This window comes from Streptomyces sp. Y309, assembly GCF_056712025.1.
This window is the reverse complement of sequence record NZ_CM160048.1, coordinates 523,756-534,443: the sequence shown is the minus strand read 5'-3', so window position 1 is coordinate 534,443 and position 10,688 is coordinate 523,756. Positions and strand designations below refer to the sequence as shown.

The 10,688-nt window shown below is 72.8% G+C and carries 7 protein-coding genes; 2 read left to right on the top strand and 5 right to left on the bottom strand.

Annotated features, from left to right (window positions below):
* Positions 1-92: 92 nt before the first annotated feature.
* Together AC0KTA_RS02230 and xylB are read right to left on the bottom strand one after the other, a co-directional pair.
* The gene (locus tag AC0KTA_RS02230; RefSeq protein ID WP_481053371.1) at positions 93-1,295 is read right to left on the bottom strand and encodes an ROK family protein; all 1,203 of its coding nucleotides are present in this window, start codon (positions 1,293-1,295) and stop codon (positions 93-95) included.
* Between the two features lie 115 nt (positions 1,296-1,410).
* Positions 1,411-2,868, bottom strand: coding sequence for a xylulokinase (xylB, locus tag AC0KTA_RS02225; RefSeq protein ID WP_481053370.1), 1,458 nt, complete (start codon positions 2,866-2,868; stop codon positions 1,411-1,413).
* A gap of 136 nt (positions 2,869-3,004) precedes the next feature.
* Here xylB and xylA point away from each other — a divergent pair, with 136 nt between their 5' ends.
* On the top strand, positions 3,005-4,171 hold the full coding sequence (gene xylA / locus AC0KTA_RS02220; protein WP_481053369.1) for a xylose isomerase: 1,167 nt from the start codon (positions 3,005-3,007) through the stop codon (positions 4,169-4,171).
* 134 nt (positions 4,172-4,305) lie between these two features.
* Positions 4,306-4,776, top strand: coding sequence for a hypothetical protein (locus tag AC0KTA_RS02215; protein WP_481053368.1), 471 nt, complete (start codon positions 4,306-4,308; stop codon positions 4,774-4,776).
* A 53-nt stretch (positions 4,777-4,829) separates the two neighbouring features.
* Here the strand turns inward: AC0KTA_RS02215 and AC0KTA_RS02210 are convergent, their stop codons facing one another.
* From AC0KTA_RS02210 to AC0KTA_RS02200, 3 genes are all read right to left on the bottom strand, one after another.
* Positions 4,830-6,200 (bottom strand): esterase-like activity of phytase family protein, encoded by a 1,371-nt coding sequence (locus tag AC0KTA_RS02210; RefSeq protein ID WP_481056283.1) that lies wholly within the window; start codon positions 6,198-6,200, stop codon positions 4,830-4,832.
* Between the two features lie 352 nt (positions 6,201-6,552).
* A complete protein-coding gene (locus AC0KTA_RS02205; RefSeq protein ID WP_481053367.1) occupies positions 6,553-7,896 on the bottom strand; it encodes an SWIM zinc finger family protein in 1,344 nt (447 codons plus the stop codon).
* Positions 7,893-10,649, bottom strand: coding sequence for a DEAD/DEAH box helicase (locus AC0KTA_RS02200; RefSeq protein ID WP_481053366.1), 2,757 nt, complete (start codon positions 10,647-10,649; stop codon positions 7,893-7,895). The genes AC0KTA_RS02205 and AC0KTA_RS02200 overlap by 4 nt, the downstream gene beginning before the upstream one ends.
* Positions 10,650-10,688 lie beyond the last annotated feature (39 nt).

The following is a 10,688-nucleotide window of genomic DNA, read 5'->3' as shown; positions in this document are numbered from 1 at the left end:
GGCGGGGCCGAGCCGTTGAACCAACGGCGACGGCCTCGCCCCGGACCCGGCCCAATCCCCGCCCCGGCCCCCGCACCGTCCGGCCTCGCGGATCAATGGAAGGCGCCTGGTGCGGACCGGGCCGACGCGGATGAATCGGTTCGACTGGGGGTGGCCGCCTTGGCGGGGGCCAGCCCCACCGGATCATCGAGCACCGCCCGCACCACGGCATGAGCCGCCCCCAGCAGCGGACCGTCCGACCCGATGCGGGAGACCACGACGTCGCAGCCCGGACCCGTGATGCGCCGTCCCAACTCGCCCTCCAGAGAGGGAAGCAGCCACGGGGCGAGCCGGGACAGCGTGCCCCCGAGCACCACCGCCCGCGGATCCAGCAGGTTCACCGCTCCGGTGAGCGCGATCCCCAGCGCCGCCCCCGCCTCCCCCAGCGCCGCCCGCGCCTGCTCATCGCCGGCCGCGGCACGCTCTGCGAGCACCGCGACCCGGTCCGCCCCGGGCGCCAGACCGGCCGCCCGGAGCACCGCCTCCTCGCCCGCGTACTGCTCCAGGCAGCCGCGCCCGCCGCACGCGCACTCCGGCCCCTCGGGCCAAACGGGTACGTGCCCCAGCTCGCCCGCGAAGCCGCGGCTTCCGCGCAGCAACCGCCCGTCGACCACCAGCGCCGCGCCGATTCCGATCTCGGCCGACACATGCAGGAAGTCCGCCGGTGCCGTGTCGCCGAGCCACAGCTCAGCGAGGGCGCCGAAGTTCGCCTCGTTGTCCACGGTCAGGGGCAGCTCCGGCGGCAGCCGGGCACCGAGGTCGGCGTCGTGCCAGTCGAGGTTGGGGGCGCGGACGACGGTGTGCGTGTCGCGTGCGACCAGGCCGGGGACGGCGATCGCCAGGCCGGCCGGGCGCATTCCTTCCTGCTCGGCCTCCTCGGCCACTTGCCGTACCAGCGAAGCGAGGTCCGCGAGCACGGGCTCCGGAGCGCGTCCCCTGTTGTCGACGTGCCGCACGGCACGCGCGCGTACCGCACCGCGCAGATCGACGGCACACACCGCCAGATGGTCGACGCCGACCTCCGCTCCGATGCCGGCCGGACCTTGCGCGCTCACCGCGAGTGCGGAGCCCGGGCGGCCCACCCTCGCCGGGCGCTCCGGACCCAGCTCCTCCAGGAGCCCCGTCCGGATCAACTCGTCCACCAACGTGGACACGGCGGCCCGGGTCAGGCCGATCCGTGAGGCGACGGCGGCCCGGGAGAGCGGTCCGTGGGCGGCGACGGTGTGCATGACCCGTGAGAGGTTGCGGCGACGCATGCCCTGTTGGGTGTCGGGCAGGCGCCCTTGACGGCTGTCGGGCTCCCGCTCCCTCGGGGTGTCGAGCCGCTCCGTACCCTGACGCCGCTTCGTACCCTCATGCCGCTTCGTATCCTCACGCCCCATGTGGTCCGTCCAGCGCCCCATCCAGCAAAGGAGCGGCTTCGGAGAGGAGCGATGAGATCCTCGAGAGCGTCGCTTCGTCCTGTTCGACCGCGTCGAGGACGGGCCCGCGCGCGGTGCCCCAGCGCCGCGCCACGGCCGCCGGGTCCTCCCCGGTCAGCAGGCCGGCCGCCTGCGCGGCGGCGCCCAGCGCGACCAGTTCGCGGGCCTCCGGGATCTGCACGGGCCTTCCGGAGAGGCGGCGTACGGTCTCCTGCCATGCCGTGCCGCGTGCTCCGCCGCCGATGAGGAGGAGCGGTTCGGAACGGTCGGCGTCCGCGTCCAGGACGGCGTCCAGTGCGCCAAGGAGGGCGTGCACCGCGCCGTCGTACGCCCCTTGGAGAACCTGGCCGGGCGTCGTGTCGTGGCGCAGACCGTGCAGCATTCCCGAGGCGTGCGGCAGGTCAGGCGTGCGCTCGCCGTCTAGGTAGGGGAGCACGGTGACGCCTCCGCCCGGCTGCACGGCCTCCCGGTCGAGGCTCAGCAGCGCGGCCACCCGGTCGATGGCCAGGGTGCAGTTGAGCGTGCAGGCCAGCGGCAGCCAGGCGCCGCGCGCGTCGGCGAAACCGGCGACCGTTCCGGTCGGGTCCGTGGGGCGGTGCTTGGAGACGGCGTACACCGTGCCGGACGTACCGAGGCTCAGCACCGGTGTGCCGGGGCGCAGCCCGAGGCCGAGGGCGGCGGCCGCGTTGTCGCCGGTGCCGGGCGCCACCAGCGTCCCCTTGGAGAAGGGCAGTTCGCCGTCGGCGTGCACGGTGCCGGCGACCTCTCCGGAGTGCACCACGCGCGGCAGGAGTGCCGGGTCCAGGTCCACCAGGCGGAGGATCTCCTCGTCGTACGACTCGGTCGCCGATGCCCACCAGCCCGTACCGGAGACGTCGCTGCGGTCGGTCGTCCCCGAGCCGGTCAGACGCTGTGTGAGGTAGTCGTGGGGGAGTCGCACCGCCGCCGTGGCGCGGGCCGACGCGGGCTCGTGCTCGGCGAGCCAGGCCCACTTGGTCACCGTGAACGACGGCGTCGGCACGCTGCCGACACGGTCCGCCCACGCCTTGGCGCCGCCCAGCTCCTCGACCAGGCGCCGGGCCTGCGGCGCGGACCGTACGTCGTTCCACAGCAGCGCGGGCCGTACGGGCCTGCCCCGGGCGTCCAGCGTGACCAGTCCGTGCTGCTGGCCGCCGACCGACACCGCGGCGGCCTCCCGCGCGGCCGTGCCGCACTGGCGCAGCGCCTCGCACAGGGCGTCCCACCACTGCTCCGGATCGCTCTCCCGGCCGGCTCCGGAGCTGACCGTGTGGGGCGCCTGGCCGCTCGCCACGACCTCCCCGGTGGCCGCGTCGACGACCAGGACCTTGGTGGACTGCGTGGAGCTGTCCACACCTACGACGAGGGGGCCTGATGGCGCTGATGACATCCGCGACTCCGTTCTGGTGACTCTCCCGGGCCTGCGCACGGGAACTTTCTTCCTTCGACCTTCCCAGCGGTGCTTGGGGATACTAATTTGTCAATCGCCATGACGAAATGGTCGAGGAGCCGGCAAGGAGTCGCGCATGAACTACCAGCCCACCCCTGAGGACAAGTTCAGCTTCGGCCTGTGGACCGTCGGCTGGCAGGGCAGGGACCCCTTCGGGGACGCCACCCGGGCGCCACTGGACCCGGCCGACTCCGTACGGCATCTGGCCGAACTGGGTGCCTACGGAGTGACCTTCCACGACGACGACCTCATCCCGTTCGGATCGACGGACGCCGAACGCGCGGGGCACATCAAGCGTTTCCGGGAGGCCCTGGACGCCACCGGACTTGTCGTGCCGATGGCGACCACGAACCTGTTCACGCACCCGGTGTTCAAGGACGGCGCGTTCACCGCCAACGACCGCGACGTGCGCCGCTACGCGCTGCGCAAGACGATCCGCAACATCGACCTCGCCGTCGAGCTCGGCGCGCGCACGTACGTCGCCTGGGGCGGCAGGGAAGGCGCGGAGTCCGGCGCCGCCAAGGACGTACGAGACGCCCTGGAGCGCATGAAGGAGGCCTTCGACCTGCTCGGCGAGTACGTGACCGAGCAGGGGTACGACCTGCGCTTCGCCATCGAGCCCAAGCCGAACGAGCCGCGCGGAGACATCCTGCTGCCCACGGTCGGCCACGCCCTCGCGTTCATCGAGCGCCTGGAGCGGCCCGAACTGTACGGCGTGAACCCCGAGGTGGGACACGAGCAGATGGCGGGCTTGAACTTCCCGCACGGCATCGCCCAGGCGCTGTGGGCGGGCAAGCTCTTCCACATCGACCTCAACGGCCAGAGCGGCATCAAGTACGACCAGGACCTCCGTTTCGGCGCAGGCGATCTGCGCAGCGCCTTCTGGCTGGTCGACCTCCTGGAGAGGGCCGGTTACGACGGACCGCGCCACTTCGACTTCAAGCCGCCGCGTACGGAGGACGACGCCGGAGTATGGGCTTCCGCGGCAGGGTGCATGCGCAACTACCTGATCCTGCGCGAGCGTGCGGCGGCCTTCCGCGCGGACCCCGACGTGGTCGACGCGCTGAGCGAGGCGCGCCTGCACGAACTGGCGTGTCCCACCGCCGAGGACGGGCTCGCCGGCCTGCTCGCCGACAGGAGCGCCTACGAGGCCTTCGACGTGGAGGGGGCCGCCGCGCGCGGCATGGCCTTCGAGCGGCTCGACCAGTTGGCCATGGATCACCTGCTGGGCGTACGGAGCTGATCCCGGGGTGCCAGTGCCGAGCGGCGTGAGCCGACCCGGTGTGCGCCCCGGAATCCTCCGGTCCGCGGGATGAGCGTGTAGCAACTTCCGCGCAAGGGTCGCCTCTTGACCGGTTCGAGGCGACTCTTGGTGGTATGGCCATGCCGCCGGTACCACCGCAGCCTCCCCGTCCGCCGGGTGACGTACCCCCTCCGGGGAGTGGTGACTTCGGCCCGCCTCCCGGAGGGTACGGCCCTCCGCCGGGCGGGTACGGGCCGCCTCCTGGGGACGACGGATGGTCCCCGCAGCCGCCGGGCGGCGGACCACCCCGCAGGCGCAACAAGCTGGTCGTCCTGCTCGCCGCGATCGTCGCCGCCGGAGCCGTCGCCGCGGTGGTCGTCGTGGCCACCGGGGACGACGATTCTCCGGACAAGAAGACCCCGACCGAGAGCAGCAGGAGCAGTGATCCCCGGCCCACGCCGTCGCTGAGCATTCCCTCGGAGATCCCCACAGAGATCCCCACGGAGCTGCCGAGCAACCTGCCCAGTGACTTCCCGACCCGGCTGCCCAGCGATCTCCCGACGCTGCCCACGGGGCTGCCCAGCGAACTGGACCGGACTCAGTAACCGGACTCAATAAGCGGACCGGATTCGGGAAATCGCTGTCCCGGAGAGGGCGGTCACAGCCCCTTGGGGAGCCGCACGAACGTCACCGTGGTCTCTACGTCGCTGTCCACGAGCCGGCCGTCCTTGTCGAACGCCTCTGGTCCGTCGGTCATCCCGAAGTCGTTGTCGTTGATCAGCGCCAGCGTGCGGCTGTTCACCCGGGCCACACCCTCGATCTTGCCGGGCACACCGTCGACGGTTCCCAGGTCGACGACCAGGCGCTTGCGCAGGACCGGCACTCCGGAGGCGGCCGGGTCGTCCAGTTCCTCCAGGGAGGGGCGGGTCGCGGCGTCGTCCCAGCGGTCGCCGAGGATGTCCGTCCCCTTGCTCAGGCGGACGAGGTGCAGCCGGGCCGCCTTGTCGGTGCGCTCCTCGACGAGCAGCCGGTCACGGCCCACGGCGACAACGGAGGAGATCTTGAGCTCGGAGGTGTCGTCCTCGCCCGGGTCGACGACACCGACCGGGTCGAAGCGGTACGCGTACTCGGCGGAGACCGTCTGCTTCTTCGGCGAGAACCGCAGCAGCCGTGCCGTCCGCGACCTTTCACCCGCGTCCTCGTCCGGAAGGGACAGCGGACTCTGCACCGCCATCACCAGGTCACCGCCCGGGAGCAGCGCGAGCCCCTCGAAGCCGCGGTTGGTCTTCCTGTGCAGCAGGACGCCGGGCAGCGCCTCGGCCACCGGATAGTCGGCACCGCGCAGCTTCAGGCCTCTGGGGACGTACCGCTTGATGACCTTCCCGCGCGCGGAGACGTGGACCAGGGACGGGCCGTACTCGTCGACCAGCCAGAAGCTGCCGTCATGGGCCCGGACGATGCCCTCGGTGTCCAGACCGTTCGGGTCGTAGGAGAGGGGCTTCTTGGCGTCGTACGTGTACGGGGCCTCGTCGCGCCCCTCCTGGTTGGGCAGACCGGTGACGGGCTTCCCGGAGCGTGTGGTGACCGGGAGCGCGTCGATCACCTTCACCGAGCGCCCCGACACCCGGATCTTCACGATGGCCGGATCGAAACCGGGCACGGGGAACGTGCGGCGCTTCTTGCCGTCGACCTTGATCTGACCGTTGGGGCCACGATCGGTGACTGTCCAGAACTCGCCCTTGCGTCCCGCTGGATAGATGTCACTGCCGATGCCGCCGAGGTCCACGCCGCGGTCGTCGCGCACCGTGCCCGGGAGGAGGCGGTTGCTGAAGGTGCCCAGGGGGACGTCGCCGAGCGTCGCGGTGTGGGTGACGCGCGGCGCACTGCCCTTGCCGCGGGTCTCGCCCGCGGCCCCGCTCTGGACGCCCATCGCGGTGCCGGTGACCGCTGCGGCGGTGAGCAGGGCGAGCGGCACGCCGAGGGCGACGGAGCGGCGTACGCGGTGCCGGCCGGCGGCGTGTGAGGGCATCAGGGCCTCCTGGGGCGTGAGTTCGGTGACGGCGTCACCCTTCGCCGCCGGCGCAAACGCCTGACGGCTCATGAGTGAACGGAGCGTGACGCGCCGACGGCGCCTCCCGCGAGGGGCAGGAGGCGCCGTCATCACCGAGGCGATCAGCGGCGGCGGGGGTGCGACGCCCCTGTCATCTCGCCTTCGGCTGGACCCGCACGCTTGAGCGGGCGCGTTCCACGGTCCTGGATGTCATGACCTTGCTCAATCGCTGACCGGGGTGAGTGCGTGTGCCGGTGTTCCCGGCGCACGTGTCACCAACGCGGTCACGCCGGTGGCCGCTGTGCGGTTTCAGCCATGCGCAGTGCACCGGTCAGTCACCCGCGGTGACGGCCGCCAGAGCGGTCGCCGGATCGTGCGCCGCCGGTCCGGCCGGTACCCAACGGCCGTGCTCCTTACGGTAGGGCCACCAGCGGCCGTCGCGCCCGTGGCGCAGCTGGGCGTCGGCGCCGACCACCGTCCAGCGGTTGCGGGCGGCGCGCAGCGTGGGGCGCTCGCCCTCGTCCCAGGCGCTGTCCAGCGCGGCACGCGCGCGTGCCAGCGAGTCCGCCTCCGGGGCCCACTCCTCCTCGAGGACGTCCAGCGCGGAACGCCCCCCGTACCCCCAGGCCGTCACCGCTCGTGCCAGGCCGTGCCCGTCGCGGCCCGAACTCTCCGCGAGACGCCCCGCGATCGAGGCCTCCGGAGAGGCGGCGGCCAGCCGGACGGCATCCTCGCCGAGTGTCAGCCCGGGCTCGACGGGCTGCCGCTCGTGACCGGGCGCGAGGGCCTCGGCCAGCAGTCGGTGAGCCTCGGCCGCCGCACGCGCCGCCAGGAACTCCAGCGCCGCCACGTCCACGCCGGGCGCCGACTCCGCCTCCGTGTCCAGCGAAGGCGGCAGACCGGGCTCTGCGGGCAGTACGGGCGGTCCGGGCAGCGGCGGCAGTATCGCGCCGTCCGCGTACGCCTCGGCGGCGTCCACGCCCTCCTGGGCGGCTTCCCGCGCCTCCTCCTCCGGGGCGTCCGGCGCGGCCTGGTGCGCGACGCTGCGCACCTGCAACTCGTCGAGGAGTTCACGCTCGCCGCGTCCGCGCATCAGGAGCAGCACGAACGGGTCCTGGTCCAGCAGGCGCGCCAACTGGTAGCACAGGGCGGCCGTGTGCCCGCAGTGGTCCCACGCCTCGCAGTCGCACTCCGGCTCCAGGTCGCCGATACCGGGCAGCAGCTCGACGCCTGCCGCCGCCGCGTCCTCCACCAGGTGCGGCGGCATCTCCCGGTCGAGCAGCGCGGCGATGTGCCCGGCCCGCTCCACGGCCATGCCGAGGAAGCGGTCCCATTCGTCGTCGCTCAGCTCCTGCAGCAGCACGTCGGAGCGGTGCGCTGTGCCGTTCTTGTCCTGCACGACCGCGGTGATGCGCCCGGGGCGCACCGAGACGGCGCCCACGGCCCCCGCCCGGGCGAGCCGACGGCCCGTCTTGAGCTGTGCGAGGTCCAGCGCCGTGTCCTCCAGGGCCTTCATCCACGCCTGGCCCCACCAGGTCTGCGCGAACCCCTTCCCGTGCGCGGGAGGCAGGGCCTCGAAGGTCCGCTCGTTGTCGTACGAGGTCAAGTCGCCGCTCCTGTCGTTGCCGCCGCTGCCGTGTGCTTCGCCGTACGTCTCCTCGTACGCGTCGGTCATCGCGTCGTCCCCCCTCGCAGCTCGACCAGGTCGGCCAGTTCGGAGTCGGTCAGCTCGGTGAGGGCCGCCTCGCCGGAGCCGAGGACGGCGTCGGCGAGTTCGCGCTTGCGCAGCAGCATTTCGGCAATGCGGTCCTCGATCGTGCCCTCGGCGATCAGCCGGTGCACCTGCACGGGCTGCGTCTGCCCGATGCGGTACGCGCGGTCGGTGGCCTGGGCCTCGACGGCGGGGTTCCACCACCGGTCGTAGTGCACGACGTGCTCGGCCCGCGTGAGGTTGAGGCCCGTGCCCGCCGCCTTCAACGACAGCAGGAAGACCGGGACTTCACCGTCCTGGAAGCGCCGGACCATCGCCTCGCGCGCGGGCACCGGAGTCCCGCCATGGAGGAACTGCGAGGCGATGCCGCGGGACGACAGATGCTGTTCGATGAGACGCGCCATCTGCACGTACTGCGTGAACACGAGCACGCTCGCCTCCTCGGCGAGGATGGTGTCGAGCAGTTCGTCCAGGAGCTCCAGCTTCCCGGAGCGGCCCGTAATGCGCGGCTTGTCCTCCTTGAGGTACTGCGCGGGGTGGTTGCAGATCTGCTTCAGGCCGGTCAGCAGCTTGACGATCAGGCCGCGGCGGGCGAAGCCGTCGGCGCCGGAGATCTCGGCCAGCGTCTCGCGGACCACCGCTTCGTAGAGGCCCGCCTGTTCGGTGCTGAGGGAGACGGCGCGGTCGGTCTCCGTCTTCGGCGGCAGTTCGGGGGCGATGCCCGGGTCCGACTTGCGGCGGCGCAGCAGGAAGGGCCGCACCAGTTGGGAGAGCCGCTCGGCCGCGCCCGGGTCGGTGCCGCCTTCCACGGCCTGGGCGTAGCGGGTGCGGAAGGTGCCGAGACTGCCGAGCAGTCCTGGGGTCGTCCAGTCGAGGATCGCCCACAGCTCGGAGAGGTTGTTCTCCACGGGGGTGCCGGTGAGCGCCACGCGCGCGCGGGTGCTGATGGTGCGCAGTTGCTTGGCCGTGGCCGAGTACGGGTTCTTGACGTGTTGCGCCTCGTCGGCGACGACCATGCCCCAGCCGACCGCCGCGAGCCGGTCCGTGTCGAGCCGCATCGTTCCGTACGTGGTCAGCACGAACTCGCCGTCCGCCAGGTCGTCCAGGCCACGCTGTGCCCCGTGGAAGCGGCGCACGGCCGTGCCGGGCGCGAACTTCTCGATCTCCCGCTGCCAGTTGCCCATCAGCGAGGTCGGACACACGACGAGCGTGGGGCCCGCGGTCGTCTCCTCGCTCTGGCGGTGCAGATGCAGCGAGATCAGCGTGATGGTCTTGCCGAGCCCCATGTCGTCGGCGAGGCATCCGCCGAGCCCCAAAGACGTCATCCGGGCCAGCCAGTTGACGCCCCGCAGCTGGTAGTCGCGCAGCTCGGCGGCGAGCGCTGCCGGCTGCCCCACGGGGTCCATGCCCTCGGGGTCCGCGAGGCGTTCACGCAGGGTCGCGAGCCAGCCCGTGGGCTCGACATCGAAGCGGCGGCCCTGCACCTCCGTGGTGCCGGTCAGGGCGGCGCTCAACGCGTCGACGGGAGTGACCTTGTGGTCCTGCTGTGCGCGGGCGCGCCGTGCCTCTTCGGGGTCGATGAGCACCCACTGGTCACGCAGGCGCACCACCGGGCGGTTGGCCTCCGCGAGGCGGTCGAGCTCCGCACGGGTCAACTCCTGATCGCCCAGTGCGAAGCGCCAGTTGAAGGCCAGCAGGGCGTCGGCGGAGAGATGCGACGGCGCGTCCGACCCGAGCTTTCCGGGACCCTTCTCGCCGCCGCTGTCGGAGCCGTCGGGGTCTTCGGGGCCGATGACCGCGCGGGCGGTGAGGCTGCGGGCGAGTTCCCTGGGCCAGTGCACATCCACGCCGGCCACGGCGAGCATGCGCGCCCCCTCGCCCAGGAGCTCCGTGACCTCCTCGTCGGCGAGTTCGACCGCGTCCGGCACCGGCGCCGAGAGCAGCGGCCCGAGCGGTGCCCACGCGCGCGTGGCGCGGCGCAGAGCCAGCAGGGCATCCATCCGTGCGCGTGGCCCGAATGCCCCGGCGGCGGCTCCGGAACCGGCCCAGACCTCGGCGGCGTCCGCGACGAGCGACGGGTCGCTGACGCTGTGGATCTGGACGACGGCCCGGAACGGCAGCCGGGTCTCCTCGGACGTGTCCGAGACCAGACCGGGCACCTCGACACGCAGCGAGAGCCGCACTCCGGCGTCGTGGCCCGCGGCGACGTCGGTGGCCCAGGCCCGTTGCGTCGGCACGTGCTGGGGCTCGGGCGAAGCGAACGCGGGGTGCCCGGCGGCCGCCACGGCGGCGGGGGAGCGGGGCAGCGTGTCGGCGACCGCGTCCAGGAATCGGCGCAGCAGCCGCTCCGGTGCGGGCAGGCGCACCAGCGGGCCGGCGTCGAGGGGGACGGCATGGGCGGCGGGCGGCATCGCGGCGGCGAGGTCGCGCAGCCTGCGCAGGTCCTCGGTGCTCAAGGGGCCCGCGCGCCAGGCGTCGTGGTCGCTCTCGGTGAGCCCGGGCAACAGCAGCCCGCGGGCGGCCAGTTGCAGGGCGAGCACCGCTGCCGTGCCCCAGAACGCGGCAGTCGGATGCGCGCCGGACGCCGCCCGTGCGCGCGTGAGCACGGGCAGTGCGGCGCCCACCGGCAGCAGTGACGCCGGGACGACCCCGAGGTGGATTCCGTCGGGCCCGGGCGTGGCGACGGTCAGCTCACCGGCGGTCGCTGATGCCGACATGGGCGGGGTGTCGCCGTCGGCATGCCAGAACGCGACGTG

Coding starts and splice junctions, on each gene's coding strand:
- AC0KTA_RS02230 (WP_481053371.1), bottom strand. CDS start 1,295: ATGCGTCGCCGCAACCTCTCACGGGTCATGCACACCGTCGCCGCCCAC.
- xylB (WP_481053370.1), bottom strand. CDS start 2,868: ATGTCATCAGCGCCATCAGGCCCCCTCGTCGTAGGTGTGGACAGCTCC.
- xylA (WP_481053369.1), top strand. CDS start 3,005: ATGAACTACCAGCCCACCCCTGAGGACAAGTTCAGCTTCGGCCTGTGG.
- AC0KTA_RS02215 (WP_481053368.1), top strand. CDS start 4,306: ATGGCCATGCCGCCGGTACCACCGCAGCCTCCCCGTCCGCCGGGTGAC.
- AC0KTA_RS02210 (WP_481056283.1), bottom strand. CDS start 6,200: ATGCCCTCACACGCCGCCGGCCGGCACCGCGTACGCCGCTCCGTCGCC.
- AC0KTA_RS02205 (WP_481053367.1), bottom strand. CDS start 7,896: ATGACCGACGCGTACGAGGAGACGTACGGCGAAGCACACGGCAGCGGC.
- AC0KTA_RS02200 (WP_481053366.1), bottom strand. CDS start 10,649: ATGTCGGCATCAGCGACCGCCGGTGAGCTGACCGTCGCCACGCCCGGG.